The organism is Pseudomonas sp. B21-028 (assembly GCF_024749045.1).
In the GTDB taxonomy this organism is placed as follows: Bacteria; Pseudomonadota; Gammaproteobacteria; order Pseudomonadales; family Pseudomonadaceae; genus Aquipseudomonas.
The window spans coordinates 6,443,449-6,466,083 of the sequence record NZ_CP087184.1 but is presented as its reverse complement, the minus strand read 5'-3'; the positions used below and the strand labels follow the sequence as shown (position 1 = coordinate 6,466,083).

Sequence of the window (22,635 nt, the reverse complement as noted above, 5' to 3'; positions counted from 1 at the left end):
GCGTATACGCCGCTGTCACACGAGCCCGTGCGGCAGCGGCTGAACCCGGACGTTCGGAGCATAGCCATGCAAGACACGCCTCCATTACCTTCCGCCGACGACGACCGTATTGCCTGGGTGCGCGTGGCCTCGGTCTTCCTGCCGCTGGCCAATCCCATCAGCGACGCCAAGGTGCTCACCGGTCGGCAAAAGCCGATGACGGAAATCGCCATTCTGTTTGTGGAAATCGAAACCCGGGACGGCCATCAGGGTCTGGGATTCAGCTATTCCAAGCGCGCCGGTGGTCCCGGGCAATTTGCCCATGCCCAGGAAGTCGCCCCCAGCCTCATCGGTGAAAACCCCAGCGACATCTCCAAGTTGTGGGACAAGCTCTGCTGGGCCGGTGCTTCGGTGGGGCGCAGCGGTCTGGCCACCCAGGCGATTGGTGCGTTTGATGTCGCCTTGTGGGATCTGAAAGCCAAGCGGGCAAATCTTTCCCTGGCTCGCTTGCTGGGCGCCCATCGCGATTCCGTTCAGTGCTACAACACGTCGGGTGGGTTCCTCCACACACCGCTTGACCAATTAATGATCAATACCGACCTCTCCCGGGAGAAGGGCATCGGGGGCATCAAGCTCAAGGTCGGCCAGCCTGACCAGGCGCTGGATCTGCGCCGTGTCAGCACCATCCGCAAACATTTGGGGGATGATTTTCCGCTGATGGTCGACGCTAACCAGCAATGGGACCGACCTACTGCACAGCGAATGTGTCGACGTCTCGAGCCGTTCAACCTGGTCTGGATCGAGGAGCCGTTGGATTGCTACGACGCCGAAGGTCATGCCGCGCTGGCCCTGCAATTCGATACGCCGATCGCGACCGGTGAAATGCTCACCAGCGTTGCCGAGCACTGGGAATTCATCAAGCTGCGCGCCGCCGATTACCTGATGCCCGATGCGCCCCGTGTCGGTGGCATCACCCCGTACCTCAAGGTCCAGGCCTTGGCCGAGCAAGCGGGATTGATGATCGCGCCGCACTTTGCCATGGAGCTGCACATTCATCTGGCCGCCACGTACAGCCGCGAGCCATGGGTTGAGCATTTCGAATGGCTGGAGCCACTGTTCAACGAACGCATGCAGACCCGCGATGGACGCATGTTAGTGCCTACCCGGCCTGGCCTTGGGTTGTCCTTGAGCGAGCGGATGGCTGGCTGGACGGCGAACCAGGCAGCGTTCGGGCAGCGTCCGTAAACCAGTCGAGGACAGAGGATGCCATCATTGAGCCTAGAGGTGCTGCAACGCATCGAGCGGGTGGTCGGGCAAGCAGGATTGGTGCGCGACCCTGAGCTGATGCAGGGCTATCTGACGGATTGGCGTAACGCCTATCAAGGCCAGGCGGCCTTGGTGGTACGTCCGGCCACGACCGAAGAAGTGGCCGAGGTGGTACGCATCTGTCATGACGCCCAGGTTGCCCTGGTGCCGCAAGGCGGCAACACCGGCTTATGCGGCGGCTCGATCCCTGACGCCTCTGGCAGCCAACTGGTGTTGTCCTTGACCCGGATGAAACGTATCCGTGAAATCGACCTGGCTAACGAAACCATCACAGTCGAGGCCGGTGTGATACTCCAACAATTACAGGAGACCGCCCACCAGGCCGGTCGCCTGTTTCCGCTCTCACTGGGAGCGGAGGGCAGCTGCACGGTGGGCGGCAACCTGGCGACCAATGCCGGCGGCACGGCAGTGCTGCGATACGGCAACATGCGTGAGCTCACCCTCGGCCTGGAAGTGGTGCTGCCTGACGGCCGCGTCTGGAACGGGTTGCGGGGCTTGCGCAAAGACAATACCGGTTACGATCTCAAGCATCTATTCATCGGCTCGGAGGGCACGCTCGGCATCATCACGGCGGCGGTGCTCAAACTGTTCCCGATGACCCACAGCACGGCGACAGCCTGGGTCGCGCTGCCTTCGCCGCAGGCAGCGGTGAACTTGATCGGTCATGTTCGCGGCTTGTGTGCCGACCGCCTGACGGGCTTCGAGATGATGTCGCGCCAGAGCCTGGATTTTGTCCTGGACCATGTGGCCGGCTGCAGCGACCCGCTGGCTGCGAAGCACCCTTGGTACGCCTTGATCGAATTGCGCGACACCGTGCCCGACGCGCCCCTGGCGCTGCTGCTTGAAAACGCCCTGGCCAGCGCCTTGGAGCGCGGCTGGATCAACGATGCGGTACTGGCCGGCAGCCAGGCACAAGCTGCGGCGCTCTGGGCGCTGCGCGAGGGCATTTCCGAGGCGCAGAATCATGAAGGTCCGAGTCTCAAGCATGACATCAGCGTGCCGGTGAGCCGGATACCGGAATTCATCGAGTGCACCGACAAGGCCCTGCAACAGGACTTCCCTGGCGTGCGCATTGTTTCTTATGGGCACATGGGCGATGGCAACCTGCACTACAACATCAGCAAACCGCTCGGAGATACGGACGCCTCGTTCAAGACCCATGAACACGCGATCATGCAGGTCATCTACCGGATGACGAGTGCCTTCAACGGCAGCATCAGCGCCGAACATGGCCTGGGGCAAGCCAAGCCTGAGGCGGCAGTCCGCTTCAAGGACCCTGTGGAAATCGAGTTGATGCGTGCCATCAAACGCACGCTGGACCCCGCCGGCTTAATGAACCCCGGCAAAGTCTTCGCCACTGTACTGGAGTGACCGCGCCGGGCTCTGCTAGCCTGCTGCTCAAACACCAGGCATGGAGTGGTTAATGTCACACGTCACCACCACGAAAGATCGCGTGCGTATCAAGAACGTCGAAGTCCTCTCGGACAACTGGTACGTCCTGCGCAAAACCACCTACGACTACCTCGGTCGCAACGGCCAATGGCGTGAGCTGACCCGCGAAACCTATGATCGCGGCAACGGCGCGACCATCCTGCTGTATAGCAAGGCCAAGCAAACCGTCGTGCTGACCCGGCAATTCCGCTTCCCGGCCTTCGTCAATGGGCACGATGGCCTGTTGATCGAAACCTGCGCCGGCCTGTTGGATAACGACGATCCACATACGTGCATCCGCAAGGAAACCCAGGAGGAAACCGGTTATATCGTCCAGGACGTGCGCAAGGTCTTCGAAGCCTTCATGAGCCCTGGCTCGGTGACGGAGCGGGTGCATTTTTTCGTCGGCGAGTATTTCGACGAAGACAAGCGGCACGAAGGCGGTGGGCTGGAAGAAGAAGGCGAGGAAATCGAGGTGTTGGAACTGCCGCTCGATCAGGCCCTGGGCATGATCGAGAGCGGGGAAATCTGCGACGGCAAGACCATCATGCTGTTGCAGTACGCCAAGTTGCATCGATTGCTGGGTTAGTTTCAGCTCCCGGCCCGTAGGCGTAGCGAGGCCTTTGGCGAAAGACCAGTGGGCATGGCCGAATATCGCCAGCGCAATACCCATCCTGATAGACAGATGCCTCATAAACGAGAATTGCACGGTCCCTGGAAAGGTGTGCATTTGGCGTAAAACTACCGTTTGTTGTCGTCTGTTGCACTGTAGCGAACAGTTCCATCGTCCTACAATCGGACCATGGATGGAGCAATGAATGAGTAATCGAAAAGCACGTCGGGCCTTGATGGATGTGGAACAGGACCTTTCCAGACCCTTCCAGGATTTCCTCAACAATGAAATCCGGATGAAGCAGGTTCGCAACGCGTTTCGCCGGGATGGCTATTTCCACTTCAAGGACTTTTCATTTCTACCTGGCGAGATGTGGGAAGAGCTTCATGCCGAAGTGCATGGGTTGCTCGATGAATATTCGGCAGGACACGAGGCGACCGTCCTGTTTATCCATGATCCCCACCGCCAGATCCATGTGATCCCTCAAGCGCAGATTGCCGAGGGTGGAGCCGTGGTTCCGGCGCTTTATCACTCCGAGTCACTACGCCACTTCCTCGGCAGTATTGCAGGCGAAGACCTGGTGTCTTGCCAGGATCGCGGTCAGTACCTGATCAGCCGGCTGAATCATCCAGACGATACCCACGGTTGGCATTGGGGCGATTATCCCTACACCCTGGTCTGGATCATCGAGGCGCCGGAGGACCCGGAGGGCGGCGATGTCCTGCAATGCGTGCCCTACAGCAACGACAACAAGGATGACTTGCACGTCTGGGAATACAGCCTGGACAGCCCCGGCAAGGCCTGTCACCACCTCAAGGGTGATGTGTATTTCCTCAAGTCCGGTACCACGCTGCACCATCTGGTGCCGATTCAGCGAAACGCCACACGGATCATCCTCAGTACCAGTTGGCAGGTAGCTCCGGCCGGTGAAGCGATGCCTTGTGGATAAGTATTGAAACGTAGCGATCAGCCCCGATGATTCAACGGTTTATTGTTCAACTGGACTGGGCCTGGCTGTCGTCCTGCATATCGTCCAGGTATTCGGGCTGGTCCTCCTGCTCCGGCAGTTCGGTCACGACGCTGAAATCGGTGATTTCGATGGCACCTTCCCCGTGACCCAGCAAATGGAAGGAGAACGCCTTGCGTGTCTGCGGGTTATCGAAACGGATGTTCATCACCAGCGGTTGTTCGGGCGTCACCGCTACATCGGTGGGCAGTTCCATGGGCACATCCCGCTCGAACTCCTTGGCCTTGAGGGAAATGTAGGCTGTATGGTTCGCCTCTATGGCTCGGATGCTCAGGCTGACGCGGGTTTGTGAGCCCTTGGGCATTTCCAGGTACTGGGCGCCGATCAGGTTGTCGGTCCAGTCGTTGGACACATGGGCTGGAAGTGGAATTTTCTCGGTGCTGCCGAACTGATAATGCTGGTTCAGGGGAGTGCGCAGCAGCGTCTGGTCCAGGGCCGTTGCCCGTGCGCTGATCAGCCTGGCCCGCTGGCCGCTGTAGTGCCCGCCATAGGTCGCCCGGTCAGTGATGAAGCCTTCGCTGGTGTAATAGCGGCAACGCTGCAGGAAGTCGCATTCGGTAAACGTGTTCTTGCCGTCGTGGTAGCGCAGCATGCCATTGGTGAACGACATGATTTCCCGGCCCGTCGTGTAGTGCCGCAACATCGAACGGCCAGACAACGACGCAGGCACCGGGAAACCGAAGTAGTCGAGGATCGAGGCGGTGAGGTCCACGTGACCATAGGTCCCAGACTTGATGCGCGGCAAGGGTTCCGGCGCCAGCATCAGGTTGAAGCCCCAGGAGGACGCCAGGCGTACATCGTCGATGCCATGGGACTCGTCCGAGGTGATCACCACCAGGGTGTCTTTCAGGATGCCCTGGCGTTCCAGGCCGATGAGGAAACTGTCCAGCGCATCGTCCAGGTACCCCACGGCGGCCTGTTTGGCGGTGTCATAGCGCTGCAGGTAGTCATCCGGGGCAGAATAGGGCTGGTGCGTGCCCACGGTCAGCAGGGTGAGCATCCAGGGCTTGTCCGTTTGTTGCAGTTGCCCGACATAGTCCAGTGCGCCTTCGAAGAACGTCTTGTCGTCCTTGCCCCAGGGGAATTCCAGGTATGCGGGTTGGGTGAACCACTCCATGCCCAGGGTCGTGTCGAAACCGATGTGGGGCATGATCCGGTCCTTGGCCATGAACCGCAGGCCCGCACCCTGCAGGAAGTGCGTGACAAAGCCATGCTGGCGCAACTGGGCCGGCAGGCAGGCCAGGTTGCGCTGGGTCTGGTTGAGCATTTCGACGCCCTTGGGCGTGCCGTCGTCGAGCTTGTCGTAGTCGCCGCACAACATCGCGTACAGGCCGCGGATGGTCTGGTGGCTGTGCAGGACGTAATCGGGCGTATTCATACCTCGCTCGGCCCAGGCGCTGAGGCGCGGCATGGGGTTTTCCTGATAGCCGGCGTTCAGGGCCTGACGGTTGGCACTGATATAGGCACCGGGGATGCCTTCCAGGGTGATGACCAGCACGTTGCGCGCCTGGCCTGGCGCGGCCAGCAGTTTCTCTCCATCAAGGTCCAGCCGGGTAAGGCCTTCCATCGGCGGCACCTGGACGCCGGCATCACCTTCAAGCCAATGCTGGATCCGGTCCTGCCCGGCTGCGACCGCCGCCGTGGCGAGTTGATGGGGTAGATTGAACACATTCCATTGGTCCGCCTCGGTGGGACGCCAGGATTGCAGGGTGCCATGGAACAGCAGGAGCAGCGCCGGCAATGCCCAGGCGTGGCACGGCAAGGGCGGTGCGCGGCGTGAGCGGCCTGCCCACTGGACCATCAACCAGATCGCCAGCGCTGTCAGTTGCAGCGCGGCCAACCAGGGATGGGCGAAGCCGCCACTGCTGGAGTTTCCGACGAATTGCGGATCGGTCAGGTAGCGCAGGTCCGAGGGATTGGGCATGCGTCCGACGGCGCTGATCAGCTCGATGTTGGCCAACGTCAGTGCGGTCCAGGCCAGCAGCACAGGCAGCGCCAGCCAGAGGGGGCGCCGGTAAAGCAGCGCGAGCAGCAACCCGCCAACGCCCAGGTCGGACAGGTAGCCCAACGGATCGGACCAACCCAGTGCGAGACGCAGGGCGAGGGGAACGATCAGGACCAGCCCGGCCAAGGTGATCAAAGAGGCGAGGGGACGGGTCAATTCACGGTATAAAACGTTCACGAAAATGGCCTTGTACTGAGTCTACAACCGGCACAAATCCCTGTGGGAGCGAGCCTGCTCGCGATAGCTATAGATCAGTAATAAGGTGGCGACTGATTTACCGCTATCGCGAGCAGGCTCGCTCCCACAGGGTTCTGTGCTGTTTATTAGTCATCAAACGGTAATGATGAGCAAGATGGTAGCAAGGCTGGCCAACTGCAACCGGGTCGCCACGCTACGGTTCGTTTGCCCAGGCCCTACAATGGCCGTGCGGCCTGGCTTTGCGGTGTTTGGAAAACTTGTATCAGGATTTCTCATCGGGGGATGGATGGACAGGTTTCAGGAAATGCAGGTGTTTATCGCTGTTGCCCAGGAGTCGGGTTTTTCGGCGGCGTCGCGGCGCCTGGGTCTGTCGGCGGCCAGTGTGACCCGTGCGGTGGCGGCGCTGGAGCAACGCATCGGCACGCCTTTGCTGGTTCGCACCACCCGCAGCGTGTACCTGAGCGAAGCTGGCCAGCGCTTTCTGGAAGATTGTCGACGGATCCTGGGTGACCTCCAGGAGGCCGAGGATTCGGCGGCCGGCAGCCATGCCCAGCCCAGGGGGCAACTGACGATTACCGCGCCGGTGCTGTTCGGTCAGTTATTCGTCACGCCGTTGCTGGTGCAGTACCTGCAGCAGTATCCGGAAGTGAGCATCAATGCCTTGCTGCTGGACCGTAATGTCAGCATGGTGGAGGAGGGCGTAGACGTCGCCGTGCGCATTGGCGAGCTGCCCGACAGCAACCAGCATGCCGTCCGCGTTGGCGAAGTGCGGCAGGTCGTCTGCGGCTCTCCCGCGTTCTTCGCACAGCATGGTCGGCCCCGGCATCCGCAAGAGCTGGAACGTTCGCTGGTGGTAGCCTCCTCGGCCATCGGCCAGATCAGAAACTGGACCTTTGTCGACGCCGGACAATCATTGGCGGTTCGACCGGTGCCCCGGCTGGTGGTCACAGCCAACCAGGCTGCCATTACCGCCGCCAGCCAAGGGCTGGGCATGACGCGAGTCCTGTCTTATCAAGTGGCGGAGGAGATCGCCAATGGAGGGCTGGAAATCGTCCTGGCCGATTTCGAACTGCCGCCTCTGCCGATTCATGTGATTTACCAAGGGGGCCGCAATGCGCCGGCTCGGGTCCGCAGTTTTGTCGATTTCACGGTCAGTGCCCTGCGCAGAGACCCGGCCTTGAGAGGCTGACGGATTGTTTCGTTGAAAGAAATAATGGATTGCGTTTACGGGTGATTCTCTAGTTTTTAACTGAGAGGGAAGATGACGCCCTCGATGCCGTTCTGCTGACGGCGTCATTTTCAGCGGAGTCGACCATGAACCCCATCAAGCTCTATCACTTCCCGCTTTCCGGACATGCCCACCGTGTTCAACTGATGCTTTCGCTGCTCGAACTGCCGGTCGAGGTGGTTTTCGTCGATCTGGCCAAGGGAGCGCACAAACAGGCGGACTTCCTGGCTCTCAACCCGTTTGGCCAAGTACCGGTGATCGACGATGACGGTGTGGTCCTGGCCGACTCCAACGCCATCCTGGTGTACCTGGCGCAGAAATATGGCAAGGGCCGCTGGCTTCCGAGCGATCCGTTGGGTGCCGCCCGGGTGCAGCGCTGGTTGTCGGTGGCAGCCGGGCCAATCCATGCGGGACCCGCCACGGCGCGACTGATCACGGTGTTCGGCGCGCCTTATAACGCCGAGGATGTGATCGCTCGATCCCACAATTTGTTGAAAGTCATCGATCAACATTTAAGCAGCAGCACCTGGCTCGCCGGTGATGCGCCCACCATCGCCGATGTCGCCGGCTACACCTATATCGCCCACGCGCCGGAGGGCAACGTGTCGCTGGCGGACTACGTCCATGTCCGCGAGTGGCTGGCGCGGGTCGAGGCCCTGCCCGGGTTCGTGGGCATGCCGCGTACGGCTGTCGGCTTGCAGAAGCCCGTCTGAGGGTAGCCTGTAGCACGCGGGAAGGGCCGTTCGGCAATATCGCGGCCCTGACCGGGTTGTGGCACATGAAAACTACGGTGCGATGTCCTCGCCCTATGCCCGTCCAGCGCAAGACACGGTAATCTGCCGGGTTTTAGCGGGTGACGAAGGTTCATGACTTTTCTTTTCCGGACAGCGCTGGTACTCGTCGCGTTGCTATTGCAGGGCTGTGAGCCACCGCCCGCCGCGCCTCTCGATCAACAACTCTATATCTGGCAACGCCAGTGGACCCCGGCCCACGCATTGGCGCTGCGCCAGAGCCATCAGGACTTCTCGAGCTTGCGGGTACTGGCCTTGCAGGCTTTTCCCGGCGCGGGCTGGAGCCGTGCGCGGATCGATCCGGCCTTGCTCAAGGTCGATGGCCGGCCGCTGATCGCGGTGATCCGCCTGGACGGCCAGCTCGGAACCCTGGATCAGGACGAGGTCATTACACAGATCCAGCAAGTGTTGAGTGACTGGCAAGCCCAAGGCCTGACACCGGTGGGCGTGGAGATCGACCATGATGCCGGTACCGCACGACTGCCGGCCTACGGAACGTTCCTGAAACGGTTGCGCCTGACCTTGCCAGCCACGTTGCGATTGAGTATCACGGCCTTGCCGGCCTGGCTCGACAGCCCCGCGCTGCCCGGGCTGCTGGAAGCCGTGGACAGCAGCGTGTTACAGGTCCATGCGGTGAGCGACCCGCGACAGGGGCTGTTCGATCCGCAACAGGCCCGGCACTGGGCCGAACGCTGGAGCAAGGTCACCACGCGGCCGTTCTACCTGGCCCTGCCGGCTTATGGGGTGGCGCTGTTGACCCAGGAGAGCGGCGTGCCGGTGGTTGAAAGCGAAGTGCCGATCGATAGGGGAGGCGAACGGCGGGAGCTCTTGGCAGACCCGCAGCAAGTGGCCGGGCTGGCCGCAACTCTGCGCGCCGAACCGCCAAAGCACCTGTCTGGCTTGATCTGGTTTCGGCTGCCGCTGGCAGGTGACCGACGTGCCTGGAGCCTGACCACCCTCGGCGCGGTGGCTCGTGGAGACACACTGGACAGCCACCTGGCCCTGACGGTGGAGGAAAAAGACGGTTTGTACGATATCCGGTTGGCCAATCGAGGCAATCTCGACAGCCCCTGGCCTCAACGGGTGACGCTTGCCGTCGGCGCATGTGATGGGGTCGATGCCTTGCTTGGTTATACGTTGCAACAAACTCCCGGACTGCTTACCTTCACCCGCATTCAGGAAGGCCGTCTCGCCGCCGGTGCCCAACGGGCCATGGGCTGGGCGCGTTGTACGAAAATTGAACAAGGAGCTTTCAATGTCTACCCGTAAGTGGCCTCGTCGTTTGGTCTGCCCGGTGTTTTGTATGAGCCTCGGCTTGCCGTTGGGCCAGGCGCTGGCCTGTGGTCCGGAATTCCCGATGCGCTTGCTGGACAACCGCGCCCAATCGTTAGCTGAATTACCCGAAGGCAACTTTCGCTTCGAGATCAAGCGTCTGGGCCATGCCATTGCCGGACTCAAGCTCGCCAGCGAGGCGACGCGCAACCCGGATTACAACTACGACGATTCGTCTCCCTACGTGGCACAGCGCAACGAGGCTGAACGGATTGGCCTGACCCCGCCGCAGCAAGCGTTGGTGGAGCGGTTGCGGGCGTTGAATGATATCGACGAGGTCGCTGCGCAAGCGGCGAACCTGCCTGCCGAGCTACGGTTGTATGCCATTGGCGCGGCAGCCTTTGGTGCCGGTGAAAACCAGAGGGCTGTGCAGGCATTCCAGGAGTTGCTGGCGTTGCCGGCGGACCAGCGCCCGTTGCGCAGTACCTGGGCCGCCTATTCCCTGGGGCGGGCCTTGTTTGCCGTAAGTACCGAGGCGGGCAACGAAGATCCGGCGGCATCGCGGGATCAGGCCCGAGCGGCGTTTCGTCAGGCCCGTGACCTGAGCGTGGCCGGTTTCAGCGATCCCCTGGAGCTGGGCATCGCCAGTCTCGGCGAAGAAGCTAGGGTGGCCTATACGGCTGACGATTGGGACAGTGCGATCACGCTGTATGCAGCCCAGTCGCTGCACGGGTCTGAGGTCGGTTACAGCTCGTTGCTGTACCTGGCGGCAGACCTCAATGGCCAGCCGGATGATCGCCTGAGCGAGTTGCTCAAGACCGATGCCGTGCAGCGGTTGTTGACGAGCTACTTGCTCAGCCACATCAGTTGGTGGGATGGAGAGGAGCCATCCGGTGAGAAGAGGCTGGTCAAGCTGCTGCAAGCCAGCAGTCAGGGCAATCTGGATGATGCCGATCGGCTGGCGGCGGTGATCTATCAGCACGGCGATTACGCCAGCGCCAAAGCCTTTGTGGACAAAGCCGGCGACAGTGGATTGGCCTGGTGGCTGCGGGCCAAGCTGGCCGTGCGTGATGGTGACAAGACGGCTGCGGCTGCGGCCTATGCCAAGGCGGCCCAGGCGTTTCCGAAGGATGAATCCTGGGGCAATCGGCGTACGCCGGATTGGGATTACGAGACGGTTCAGCCCAAGTGCCGGGTTGAAGGCGAAAGTGCGATCCTGGCCCTGCAACGGGGCGATTATCTGCAAGCGTTCGATCAGCTTTATCGCGGCCAGGGCAATTATTGGTACGACGCCGCTGCAGTCGCCGAACGGGTACTGACGGTCGAGGAACTGAAACAGTACGTCGACGCCCAAGTCCCGGCGCCACCCCCATTGAGCCAGCAGGATCGCGACAACTACGTGCAACTGCCGGTAGCCGCGCAGCTGCGTAACCTGCTGGGCCGCCGCTTGTTGCGGGAAGGGCGCTATGACGAGGCACCGGCTTACTTCGATAACGCCGATCTACAGAACAAGGCCCGGACCTATGGGCAACTGCGCCAGGAGGCCGAGTCCAAATGGTGGCCTACCCGTCGGGCCGAGGCGTATTTCAACGCATCCTGGGTGGCGCGCGAATGGGGCATGGAGCTGCTCGGCTACGAAATGGCGCCGGACTACGCCTCCATGGGAGGCAACTACAGCCTGGAACCGGTTGAACTGAAGGTCGGGCCGTTGGTGGCCGAGGGGGAGGTGCAGCGCCAGCAGGCTAGCGCCGCGCAACCGAACGAGCGCTATCACTACCGTTTTGTCGCCACTGCCCTGGCGAGCAAGGCTGCGGACAACCTGCCCCATACCAGCCAGGCGTTCGCGGCAGTGTTGTGCAAGGCCGTGGGGTACAACTCGAGCCTGGAGGAACAAAGCGCGTTGTATCAGCGTTACGTGAAAGAAGGTCCTTATGTGGCTTGGGCCGGGTATTTTGGTCATCAGTGCCCCTATCCCGAGTTTAACAAGGCGGACAAACGCTACGTCACCCAGGCGCTCGACCCGGTTCGTTCCGCGTTGCGTCCCTACAAACGCTGGTTGCAGATCGGTGGCGTGGTGCTGGTGGTGGCGGGCGCGCTGGGGTTGATCAATCGACGTCGCAAGGCGCAGAGGTCGGCTGGCTGACTTCGATCCATATGAAAATCTCGTGGCGAGGGGATTTATCCCCGCTGGGCTGCGCAGCAGCCCTTAAACCAGTCAACACACCCTTTGTCTGGTAACCCGCGAGGGTCAGGGTCTAGGGGCTGCTTCGCAGCCCTGCGGGGATAAATCCCCTCGCCACAAAGGCCCCTGTTCATTTTCACCGGTTTGCATCCAGCATGAAGAATTAAAAACAGAAATTTCACAGCTATGGTTATAAGGTAACGCCCTATAACGCAAAGGCTGTGGAATCTGTCCACATGCCCGGTTTTTGATCGCCAAATGCTGGGGTGGTATGCAAGTCGATCTTGATGTCGAGGGAGCACAAGTGGCCGAGCGGCCACGCTTTCAGCAGGCGCAGTCCCAGGGGCGACGCCTTCGGCGGATCGCTTTCGCCCTGGCTGTCCTGGCGGGTCTGGGGTTGGTGTCCGGCTTCTTTGTCGGGCTGTTTTCGCCGCAATCGATGTGGCCGGCCTTGTTGGCGAGTCAAAGTGCGGCATTGCTGGTGCTGGTGGCCGGCCTGCAATCTGCCTGGTGGGTGACGCAGTGGCGCAGCAGGGCATTGCTGCCGATGGCGGTTATCCCGGTCATCGAACGCGAACCGGTAGAGCCATCCGGCTGGTATGAGCGATTGCTGGAGCGCATCGGCGCGCGCTGGATCGGCCTGCTGAACCAGATCGGCGCGCCGACGTTGTGGCTGGCCGGTTGGGCAGGGTTGGCGCTGCTGAGTCTGGAGCAAGCCTGGGATCTGACCCTGCCGGCGGCCACGCTTGGCGCATCGGCCAATGTGGGGGCAGTGCTCTCAGTGCTGTTGGCGTTCGGCTTGTTGGTACTTGAACGCCAACTGGCTCAGCAATCCACCCTTGAATGGCCGGAAGCGCCGCCGCTGGCGCAACTGACCCGCCTGGCGATTATCGTGCTGGTGCTCGGCGCGCTGTGCCTGTTGTTTGCTGATGAGTCGTCCATCTGGCCGGTGCGCCTGGCAGTGCTGATGGGGTTGTTGCCTGGGCTGGCGGCGGTGGAGTTGCTGCTGCGGGCCCTGCTGTCATTGTTCAGCCCGCGCCGGGACTCCCTGGAGCCGACCTTGCTGGGTCGTAGCGTCATCGCCGATCTGCTGCGCTGGCCACCGCAACCCTTGTTGGCCCTGCAGCATGAATTGCACAACCGTTTCGGCATTGACCTGCGCCAGATCTGGGCATTCAGCTACATGCGCCGGGCCTTTTTGCCGGTGCTGGCGCTGGTGTCGCTGGTGGGCTGGCTGCTCACGGGTGTGCATGAAGTACCACTGCAAGGGCGCGGCATTTACGAGCGTTTTGGAAAACCGGTGGAGGTGTTCGGTCCTGGCCTGCAGTTCGGCTTGCCGTGGCCGTTGGGTCGGGTGCTGAACGTCGAAAATGGCATCGTCCATGAACTGGCCACCAGCGTCAGCGAAAGCCGTGCGAGCACGGAGGCCGATTCAGCGGAAGGGCCGGCACCGGCGATTGCCAATCGGTTGTGGGATGCCAGCCATGTGAACGATAAATCCCAAGTGATTGCCAGCCGTCGTGCCGATCAGCAGAGCTTTCAGATCGTCAACATGGATGTGCGCTTTGTCTATCGCATTGGCCTTACCGATGCGGCGGCGCTGGCAGCCACCTACAACAGCGCCGACATCCCCACGTTGATTCGCAGTACCGCCAGCCGCATTCTGGTGCATGAGTTCGCCTCGCGCACGCTGGACGGTTTGTTGGGCGCGGATCGTGTCAGCCTGGCCGATGAAATCGGTCGGGCTGTACAAACCGATTTGCAGACGCTCGACAGCGGCGTGGAAATCCTGGCTACCGTGGTGGAGGCGATCCATCCGCCGGCGGGAGCGGCCAATGCCTATCACGGTGTACAAGCGGCACAAATCGGTGCCCAGGCATTGATTGCCCGGGAACGCGGTGCGGCGGCGGAGCAGACCAATCAGGCACAACTGCAAGCCAGTATTGCCCACGACCAGGCCCAGGCCACTGCCCGGGAAATCAACGCCACCGCCCAGGCTTCCGACTTGCGCTTTAGTGCTGAACGCAAGGCCTACGCCACGGCCGGCCACGCCTTTGTGCTGGAGCAGTACCTCAGCCAACTGAGCCGGGGCCTTGGCAATGCCAAGTTGCTGATCCTCGATCACCGTCTGGGCGGCAGCGGCAACGCGCCGACCATCGACCTGCGCACTTTCACGCTTCCGGCAGATCCCGCATCGCCGCGTAACCTTATCCAGCCAGGAGCTGCCCATTGAGCCAGTCTTCTTCCCACGATCATCACGATCACTCCGGTCATGACCACGGCCATGCCGGTCATCATCATGGGCATCACCACCATCATCATGGCGACCCACAGGAAGCGGGTCCGTTTCCCTGGCGGCGAATGGGCTGGGCGGCGCTGCTGGTAGCTTTTGCCGTCGCGGCCGCGAGCCTGGTCCAGGTGCGCTCGGGGGAGGCGACCGTCATCACCCGCTTCGGCAATCCGGCGCGGGTATTGTTGCAGCCCGGCCTGGGCTGGCGTTGGCCGGCGCCGTTCGAGGCGGCGATTCCGGTGGACTTGCGGCTGCGCACGACGTCCAGCGGTCTGCAGGACGTCGGCACCCGTGACGGCTTACGCATCATTGTCCAGGCCTACGTGGCGTGGCAGGTGCAGGGTGATCCGGACGACGTCCAGCGTTTCATGCGCGCAGTGCAGAACCAACCGGACGAGGCCGCCCGGCAGATTCGCACGTTCGTGGGATCGGCCCTGGAAACCACGGCCGCCAGTTTTGACTTGGCGAATCTGGTCAACACCGACGCCAGCCAGGTACGCATCGGCGATTTCGAAGCGCAGTTGCGCCAGCAGATTGAACAGCAACTGCTCGCCACCTACGGCGTGCGGGTGCTGCAAGTGGGGATCGAGCGTCTGACCTTGCCTTCGGTGACGTTGACCGCGACGGTGGATCGCATGCGTGCCGAGCGGGAAACCATCGCCACCGAACGCACCGCCGTAGGTAAACGCGAAGCCGCGCAAATTCGCTCGGCCGCCGAACGCGATGCGCGGATCGTGCAGGCGGATGCTACGGTGAAGGCGGCCGATATCGAGGCACAGTCCCGGGTCGAGGCCGCTGAAATTTATGGCAAGGCTTACGCCGGTTCGCCCCAGCTGTATAACCTGCTGCGTTCGCTGGACACCCTGGGCACCATTGTCAGCCCTGGCACCAAACTGATCCTGCGCACCGATGCGGCGCCTTTCCGGGTGTTGGTTGATGGTCCGCCTTCAGTGGAACTCAAAGGTGGAACACAACCATGAGTTTGGTTCCACGTGGAACAAATGAGTTATCCAGCCCTTGGATTCAAGCGGGGCGAGTGGCGTTTCTGGCTCTGTACGCAGTCACAATCCTGGCTGCGTTGGCTTGGGTCTTTTCCAACGTTCGACAGATCGACCCTCAAAACCGCGCCGTGGTGCTGCACTTTGGCGCGCTGGATCGCATTCAAAATGCCGGGCTGCTATTGGCGTGGCCGCGTCCCGTGGAACAAGTCATCCTGCTGCCGGCCGCGGATCGAGTCCTGGAGCGGCGCGTGGAAAACCTGCTGCGCTCGGATGCGGCCTTGCAGGCTGATCGGGTCGCCAGTTTTGCCTCGCCGGTCAGTGATGCCCTGGCCGGCTCTGGCTATTTATTGACCGGTGACGCCGGAGTGGTGCAACTGGATGTGCGGGTGTTCTACAAAGTTACCGAGCCCTATGCGTTCGTTTTGCAGGGTGAGCATGTTCTGCCGGCACTGGATCGCCTGGTCACCCGTAGCGCGGTAACCCTCGCAGCGGCTCGGGACCTGGACACGATTCTGGTCGCCCGTCCCGAGCTGATCGGCAGTGACAACCAGGCCGCCGAACGCCGCGAACGCCTGCGCGGCGATCTCGTGCAAGGCATCAACCGACGGCTGACCGATCTTGCCGCAACGGGGCAGGGCTTGGGGATCGAAGTGGTGCGGGTCGACGTCCAGTCGAGTCTGCCGGGCCCGGCGGTGAACGCGTTCAATGCGGTGCTGACGGCCAGCCAGCAAGCTGATAAGGCCGTTGCCAATGCCCGCACCGAAGCCGAGAAACTGACCCAGACCGCTCGCCAGGATTCCGACCGCACTCTGCAAGTGGCCCATGCCCAGGCCAGCGAACGGCTCGCCAAGGCCTCGGCCGACACCGCTACCGTGCTCAGCCTGGCGAAGACCAAGGACACTGATCCGCAACTGCTGTTGCGCTTATACCGCGAGCGCATGCCCGCCATTCTCCGTCAGGCCGGGTCAGTGACCACGGTCGACCCGAAAGACGATTCCCGCCTGATTATTCAGGGAGCTGAGCAATGAGCGCGCAAACCGTCACCGTTCCAATGTTGTCTAGCGCCGAACAACGTATGGCCGCCCGCCAGTTGACCCTGGCGATGCTCGCCCTCGGCCTGCTCGCGTTGGGTCTGGTATGGCGCGTCTGGTCGCCGGAGCAGACCGGGGTCAGCCAGTTGCTACTGGGTGTCGCTTCGCTGTTGGTCGCGGTGCCGGTGATGCGGTCGGCTTGGTACAGCCTGCGTTATCCGAGCCTGCATGGCATCACCGACCAGTTGATCGCCTTGGCGATGCTGGGGGCCTGGGCCACGGGGGATCTGCTGACGGCTGCGCTGCTGCCGATCATCATGATCTTTGGCCATGTGCTGGAAGAGCGCAGCGTCATCGGTTCCCAGGAAGCCATCCACGCCTTGGGTCAACTGACACGTAGTTTGGGACGCAAGATGTTGGCCGATGGTTCGATCATTGAAGTCGACAACGCCACGCTGCGACCCGGCGACACGGTAGAGGTGCGTGCCGGTGATCGCGTACCGGCCGATGGCCGGGTGCTGTCCGGCCAGGCCAGCCTCGACACCGCGCCCATTACCGGTGAGTCGGTGCCGCTGGAAGCGGTGGTGGGCACCGAGGTGTTTGGTGGCGCGATCAATCTCGATGGATTGCTGCGTCTGGAAGTGACTCGCACAGGCCACGAGTCGACGCTGGGCAAGGTCATCGCGCTGATGCAAAACGCCGAACGTTCGAAGCCGCCCATCACCCGATTGCTGGAGCGTTATGCCGGCAGCTATCTGGTGCTGGTGTTGCTGCTGGCGGCGGTGACCTGGTTCGTTACCAACGATGCCCAGGCGATGTTGGCGGTGCTGGTGGCGGCCTGTCCTTGCGCGCTGGTGTTGTCGGCGCCGGCGACCGCTATTGCAGGGATCGCGGTAGCGGCACGCCATGGCATCCTGATTCGTAGCTCGGCTTTCCTGGAAGAGCTGGCGGACTTGACGTCACTGGTGGTCGATAAGACCGGAACCCTGACTTATGGCGCTTTGCGCCTGCAGTCCATCGAAAGCCCACAGAGCGATCGGGCGTCCCTGTTGTCGTTGGCCGCGAGCCTTGGATCCGCCAGCAGCCATCCGGTCAGCCGGGCATTGGCAGGGTTGGTGGAACCGGAAAAATATCTGCCATTGACGGACATTCACGAGCGCCAGGGCCTGGGTGTGGTGGCGATGACCAGCCAGGGCGAAGCGGCTCTGGGCCGGCCCGAGTTGTTTGTTCAGCAGGGTATCGAAACGTCGGTGGTACCTGATCATGACGGCCCGATTGCCGGGCTGGCGCTGGGTGGACAATTCCTCGCCTGGCTGCTGCTGGCCGATAGCGTCAAGCCGGAAGCCCAGGTCGCCATGGCTGAGTTGCGGACGTTGGGTCTGGGGCGGCAACTGTTGCTCACGGGTGACCGCCAGAGCGTGGCCAGCACGCTGGCGCGGGAAGTGGGAATTACCGACGTACAGGCCCAGGCGTTGCCGGAGGACAAGCTCAAGCGGGTCATGACGGAAATCGACAATGGCTTCCGGCCCATGGTCGTCGGCGACGGTATCAATGACTCCCTGGCGCTCAAGGCCGGGGTGGTGGGGGTCGCGATGGGCGCGGGCGGTGCGGACATCGCCCTGGCGTCGGCGGATATCGTATTGATCGGCAGCGACCTGAGGCGGCTCGGTACCTGCGTACGCCTCAGCCGCCAGTGTCGGCGTACGCTTCAGGTCAACGTGATCATCGGCCTGGGCTGGACGCTGGCGATTGTCGCTTTTGCTGCGTTCGGTTGGCTTGGCGCGGCGGGGGCGATGATCGCGGCCCTGCTGCATAATCTGAGCACTTTGCTGGTACTGGGAAATGCCGGAAGACTGCTACGCTTTCAGGAGCCATTGCTCAAAGTCCAGGAGCCAGGGTAGAACTTGTGCGTGGCTCTGGCAGTCCATGGTGAAGAGGGTTAACAGTTGGCAGTTCCGGCTCAAGGAGCGATTCCGGGCGACAATAGAAGAAGGCTATAAACTCGATAGCCTGCTATTTTTCTACGATGGTCTACCCTCATTTCAGACGTCTGAAACAAGGGGGGATATTTCATGCTCGCGCAACTTCCACCGGCCTTACAGAATCTGCAACTGCCGCTTCGGCTGCGGCTCTGGGACGGCCATGAATTCACGCTGGGTGCCGATCCCAGCGTCACGATCGTGGTCAAGGACCCACAGATGGTCGCGAAACTTACCCATCCCAGCCTGGATGCACTGGGTGCGGCGTTTGTAGAAGGCAAGCTTGAGCTCGAAGGCTCGATCAGCGAAGTGATCCGGGTCTGCGATGAATGGAGTCAGGCACTGGTGGACGCGGAGGACGACAGCCTGCCGGTACGTTCAGCCCACGACAAGGAAACCGACGCCAAGGCGATCTCTTATCACTACGACCTTTCCAACGCGTTCTATCAGTTGTGGCTCGACAGCGACATGGCTTATTCCTGCGCCTATTTCGAGACGGGCAGCGAAACCATCGAGCAGGCCCAACAAGCCAAGTTCCGCCACCTGTGCCGAAAACTGCGCCTGCAACCCGGTGAGTACCTGCTGGATGTCGGCTGCGGATGGGGTGGGTTGGCGCGTTACGCGGCGCGGGAATTCGGCGTCAAGGTGTTCGGTATCACCTTGAGCACGGCGCAGCTGGCCCTGGCCCGGGAGCGGGTCAAAACGGAGGGCCTGGAGGACCGGGTGGAGCTGCAGTTGCTGGACTACCGGGACCTCCCGCAGGATGGCCGCTTCGACAAGGTGGTCAGCGTCGGCATGTTCGAACATGTGGGTCACGCCAATCTGGAGCAATACTGCAAGACGTTGTTTGGCGCGGTCCGCGAGGGTGGGCTGGTGATGAACCATGGCATCACGGCCAAACATACCGATGGCCGTCCGGTGGGCCGTGGCGCCGGGGACTTCATCGAGAAGTATGTGTTCCCCAATGGCGAGCTGCCGCACCTGTCGATGATTTCAGCCCAGATCAGCGAGGCCGGGTTGGAAATTGTCGATGTGGAGAGCTTGCGCTTGCACTACGCGCGGACCCTGGATCACTGGAGTGAACGGCTCGAAGACAATCTGGAAGCCGCGTCGAAAGAGGTGCCGGAGCAGGCGCTACGAATCTGGCGACTGTACCTGGCCGGATGCGCCTATGCGTTCGCCAAGGGCTGGATCAATCTGCATCAGATCCTGGCGGTGAAGGCTTACGCCGATGGCAGCCATGATTTGCCCTGGACCCGTGACGATATCTACACACCTTAAAGTATCGGCGAAATAAGCCGGGCGATCCGCATGCCGACCTTCTGCAGGCGGTGGGTTTCCCGGCTTTCCTCTTTGGCGATTTCGTGGGCTTGAGCGAAATCTTTTTCAAGCATCTGCTCGACCTCGGTGGCGAACGGAATATCCACCGTCAGTAGCATCACTTCGAAATTCAACCGGAACGAACGGTTGTCCAGGTTCGCACTGCCGATGGCGCTGATTTCCCGGTCGATCAGTACCACTTTCTGATGCAAGAACCCGGGCTCATAGCGGAAGACACGGACACCGGCCCGCACCGCTTCGAATGCGTACAGGCTGGAGGCGGCGTAGACGATCTTATGGTCCGGTCGTGAGGGCAGGAGGATGCGTACGTCAACCCCGCGCAGTACCGCCAGGCGCAACGCGGCGAATACCGATTCGTCAGGAATGAAGTAGGGCGTGGTAATCCAGACCCGTTCGCTGGCCGCATGAATGGCTTCGACAAAAAAAAGCGAGCAGGTTTCCTGGGCATCGGCCGGTCCGCTGGCCAGCAACTGGCAGAGCACGCCATCTTCGGGGTAGGTGTCCGGCAGGATCAGGGGCGGCAGCGAACGGGCGGCCCAGAACCAGTCTTCGGCAAATGATTCCTGCATACTCGCCACCACGGGGCCGCGCACTTCGACATGGGTGTCGCGCCATGGGGACAATGGCGGCATCTCCCCCATGTATTCGTCGCCCACGTTGTGCCCACCGACGAACCCCAATACGCCGTCCACCGCAACGATCTTGCGGTGGTTGCGAAAATTGACCTGGAAGCGATTGAGCCAGCCACTGCGGGTAGCGAACGCCTTGACGTGGATACCTCCGTCGCGCAATGCCTGGACATAGCGATGGGGCAGGGAGTGGCTGCCGATCCGGTCATACAACAGATACACCGCAACCCCTTCGGCGGCTTTCTTCAGGAGTAACGCTTGCAGGCGCTGACCCAGTCGGTCGTCATGAATGATGAAGAACTGGATCAATACAGCTTCCCGGGCGTTTTCGATGGCCTGGAAAATGGCCTCGAACGTGTCGTGACCGTTGATGAGCAGACGCACTTCGTTGTTCGCCAGGCAGGGCGTTCGGCCCAGTTTGGGCATGGCCCGTAGCGAGGCGTAGGCCTGGGATGCACGGGCAGTCAGGGCCTCTTCCACCCATGGGCGCCAGTTCAGCTCGGACACGGCCTTGCGCATCTCTTCGTTGGCCTGGCGGCGCGCCTTGATGTAGCCGTCGAAGGTGCTACGACCGAACACCAGGTAAGGGATCAACGTCAGGTAGGGAATAAACACCAGTGACAGGGCCCAGGCGATCGAACCTTGAGCGGTGCGTACCGTCAGCACCGCATGCACCGCGGCGATGGAACCCAGGGTATGAAGCAGCGCAATCAGGTAACCGAAAACATGGGGTCCAAAATAATCCATGGGCAGCCTTGCTCCTGAAGTCCAATGCCTAACAGACCATGTTCCATGGCGAATGTCGCTATTTAATTCACTGTCGCAGAGCCTGAACCGAAGCCCGCGGGCGGCGTCTAACGGCCACTTGTCCTCTGGAGTTCTTGCAATGAATGTTCGTCTGCTGGGTTGGGCCTTGGCGGTTGGCTTATCAGTTCCTGTGGCGGCTCAGGCGCAGATGCTTCAGCCAGGTTTGTGGGAATTGACTACAAGCAATATGAAAGTCGATAACCAGAACCTGCCAGACCTGCAACTTATTCTCGGCCAGTTGCAGAACCAGATCACCCCAGAGCAACGGGCGATGCTGGAAAAGCAGGGCATTACCATGGGCGGGAAGGGGATCCGGGTATGCCTGACGCCGGCGCAGGTCCAGAGCAATGACATCCCACTGCAAGATCCGCAATCGGGATGCAAACAGCAGATCACCGAGCGGACCGGCAATCAGTGGAAGTTTCGCTTCAGTTGCCCTAAAGCCCAGGGCAACGGAATCGCGACATTCCAGAGCGACCGGGAATTTACCACTAAGGTCAATGGCACCTTCAATGCCACCGGCATCCAGCAGAATGGCAGCCTCGATACCCGTGCCGTGTGGTTGGGGCAGGATTGCGGAACGGTCAAGCCGAGAGCATGACCGCTGCGCAGATGAAACGGATGGCTACGGTTTGGACAGCGCGTCGTACAGCGTATTGAGGTTGTATTCGAACAGGCCGGTGAAGGTACTGGCCGGACCGCTGGCGGCGAGGGCATCGGAATACAATGTGCCGCCGATGTGAGCGCCGCTTTCATCGGCGATCTGCTTGAGCAGGCGCGCGTCCTTGATGTTTTCCATGAACACCGCTTTGACGTGTGCCTGGCGAATCTGGGTAATCAGCGCTGCAACTTCGGCGGCTGACGGTTCGCGTTCGGTGGACAACCCCTGTGGCGCCATGAAGTCGATGCCATAGGCCTGACCCAGATAACCGAACGCATCGTGAGACGTCACGATCTTGCGATTGCCAGGCGGCAGGGAGCCGAGCTTGGCCTTGGCATCTGTGAGCAGCGCATAGACCTTCTTCAGGTACGCTTGGCTGTTGCGCTCATAGTCGGCTTTGTTGGCCGGATCGGCGGCTTCCAGCGCCTTGGCGATATTATTTATATACAGCTCGGCATTCGCCAGATTATGCCAGGCGTGAGGGTCGGGGATGGTCTCACCGTCTTCATCCAGCGAACGCGGAATTACGCCGCGACTGGCGCTGATGACTTGGGCGTGGGTTTCCGTGCTGGTGACCAGGCGATCCAGCCACGGCTCGAAGCCCAATCCATTCTTGATGATCAATTTTGCAGCGAGCAATGCCTTGGCATCGTCCGGCGTTGGTTCGTATGTGTGCGCGTCGGCATCCGGCCCGACCATGTTGGTGATCTGGATATGCTCGCCACCGACCTGTCGGGTCATGTCGGCGAGAATGCTGAAGCTGGTGACCACCTGAAGTTTCTCGGCGGCGGACAAGGACATCGACAGCATCAGACTGAACAGCACGAGCAGAGCGCGCATCGGG

17 protein-coding genes are annotated in these 22,635 nt (G+C 61.4%); 14 read left to right on the top strand and 3 right to left on the bottom strand.

All coding sequences use genetic code 11. The features are described 5' to 3' along the window. Window positions 1-66 precede the first annotated feature (66 nt). The 4 genes from LOY35_RS28240 (at window position 67) to LOY35_RS28225 (ending at window position 4,298) form a co-directional block, all read left to right on the top strand. Window positions 67-1,224, top strand: coding sequence for an L-talarate/galactarate dehydratase (locus LOY35_RS28240; protein WP_258629425.1), 1,158 nt, complete (start codon window positions 67-69; stop codon window positions 1,222-1,224). Window positions 1,225-1,242: 18 nt separating this feature from the next. Continuing rightward, on the top strand, window positions 1,243-2,676 hold the full coding sequence (locus LOY35_RS28235; RefSeq protein WP_258629424.1) for an FAD-binding oxidoreductase: 1,434 nt from the start codon (window positions 1,243-1,245) through the stop codon (window positions 2,674-2,676). Window positions 2,677-2,728: 52 nt separating this feature from the next. Next, window positions 2,729-3,325, top strand: coding sequence for a GDP-mannose pyrophosphatase NudK (gene nudK / locus LOY35_RS28230; RefSeq protein ID WP_258629422.1), 597 nt, complete (start codon window positions 2,729-2,731; stop codon window positions 3,323-3,325). Window positions 3,326-3,554: 229 nt separating this feature from the next. After that, window positions 3,555-4,298 carry a hypothetical protein gene (locus LOY35_RS28225; RefSeq protein ID WP_258629421.1) on the top strand — a complete coding sequence of 248 codons (744 nt, stop codon included), beginning with the start codon at window positions 3,555-3,557 and terminating at the stop codon, window positions 4,296-4,298. Window positions 4,299-4,344: 46 nt separating this feature from the next. On the opposite strand, the gene LOY35_RS28220 is transcribed toward LOY35_RS28225, so the two are convergent. Continuing rightward, complete coding sequence (locus tag LOY35_RS28220) at window positions 4,345-6,558, bottom strand: LTA synthase family protein (protein ID WP_258629420.1); 2,214 nt, start codon at window positions 6,556-6,558, stop codon at window positions 4,345-4,347. Window positions 6,559-6,865: 307 nt separating this feature from the next. Between LOY35_RS28220 and LOY35_RS28215 the strand changes: the two genes are divergently transcribed. From LOY35_RS28215 to cfaB, 9 genes are all read left to right on the top strand, one after another. Continuing rightward, on the top strand, window positions 6,866-7,768 hold the full coding sequence (locus LOY35_RS28215; RefSeq protein ID WP_258629419.1) for a LysR family transcriptional regulator: 903 nt from the start codon (window positions 6,866-6,868) through the stop codon (window positions 7,766-7,768). A gap of 125 nt (window positions 7,769-7,893) precedes the next feature. Beyond that, window positions 7,894-8,520, top strand: a complete 627-nt coding sequence (locus LOY35_RS28210; protein ID WP_258629418.1) for a glutathione S-transferase family protein — start codon at window positions 7,894-7,896, stop codon at window positions 8,518-8,520. Between the two features lie 153 nt (window positions 8,521-8,673). Next, window positions 8,674-9,867 (top strand): DUF3142 domain-containing protein, encoded by a 1,194-nt coding sequence (locus tag LOY35_RS28205; RefSeq protein WP_258629416.1) that lies wholly within the window; start codon window positions 8,674-8,676, stop codon window positions 9,865-9,867. Then, on the top strand, window positions 9,854-12,013 hold the full coding sequence (locus tag LOY35_RS28200) for a hypothetical protein (RefSeq protein ID WP_258629415.1): 2,160 nt from the start codon (window positions 9,854-9,856) through the stop codon (window positions 12,011-12,013). The genes LOY35_RS28205 and LOY35_RS28200 overlap by 14 nt, the downstream gene beginning before the upstream one ends. A 310-nt stretch (window positions 12,014-12,323) precedes the next feature. Continuing rightward, window positions 12,324-14,285, top strand: coding sequence for a protease modulator HflK (locus LOY35_RS28195; RefSeq protein WP_258629413.1), 1,962 nt, complete (start codon window positions 12,324-12,326; stop codon window positions 14,283-14,285). Next, window positions 14,282-15,322 (top strand): protease modulator HflC, encoded by a 1,041-nt coding sequence (gene hflC / locus LOY35_RS28190; protein WP_258629411.1) that lies wholly within the window; start codon window positions 14,282-14,284, stop codon window positions 15,320-15,322. The genes LOY35_RS28195 and hflC overlap by 4 nt, the downstream gene beginning before the upstream one ends. After that, a complete protein-coding gene (gene hflK, locus LOY35_RS28185; protein WP_258629410.1) occupies window positions 15,319-16,371 on the top strand; it encodes a protease modulator HflK in 1,053 nt (350 codons plus the stop codon). The genes hflC and hflK overlap by 4 nt, the downstream gene beginning before the upstream one ends. Then, complete coding sequence (locus tag LOY35_RS28180) at window positions 16,368-18,275, top strand: heavy metal translocating P-type ATPase (RefSeq protein ID WP_258629408.1); 1,908 nt, start codon at window positions 16,368-16,370, stop codon at window positions 18,273-18,275. Before hflK ends, LOY35_RS28180 begins: the two co-directional genes overlap by 4 nt. 171 nt (window positions 18,276-18,446) lie before the next feature. After that, window positions 18,447-19,634 carry a C17 cyclopropane fatty acid synthase CfaB gene (gene cfaB, locus LOY35_RS28175; RefSeq protein WP_258629406.1) on the top strand — a complete coding sequence of 396 codons (1,188 nt, stop codon included), beginning with the start codon at window positions 18,447-18,449 and terminating at the stop codon, window positions 19,632-19,634. On the opposite strand, the gene cls is transcribed toward cfaB, so the two are convergent. After that, window positions 19,631-21,070 carry a cardiolipin synthase gene (gene cls / locus LOY35_RS28170; RefSeq protein WP_258629405.1) on the bottom strand — a complete coding sequence of 480 codons (1,440 nt, stop codon included), beginning with the start codon at window positions 21,068-21,070 and terminating at the stop codon, window positions 19,631-19,633. The genes cfaB and cls overlap by 4 nt on opposite strands. A gap of 139 nt (window positions 21,071-21,209) precedes the next feature. On the opposite strand from cls, the gene LOY35_RS28165 reads away from it, so the two are divergent. Continuing rightward, entirely contained in the window at window positions 21,210-21,731 is a 522-nt protein-coding gene (locus LOY35_RS28165; protein ID WP_258629403.1) for a DUF3617 domain-containing protein, read from the top strand. A 24-nt stretch (window positions 21,732-21,755) separates the two neighbouring features. Here the strand turns inward: LOY35_RS28165 and LOY35_RS28160 are convergent, their stop codons facing one another. Next, a complete protein-coding gene (locus tag LOY35_RS28160; protein ID WP_258629402.1) occupies window positions 21,756-22,631 on the bottom strand; it encodes a metal ABC transporter substrate-binding protein in 876 nt (291 codons plus the stop codon). Between the last annotated feature and the right edge of the window lie 4 nt (window positions 22,632-22,635).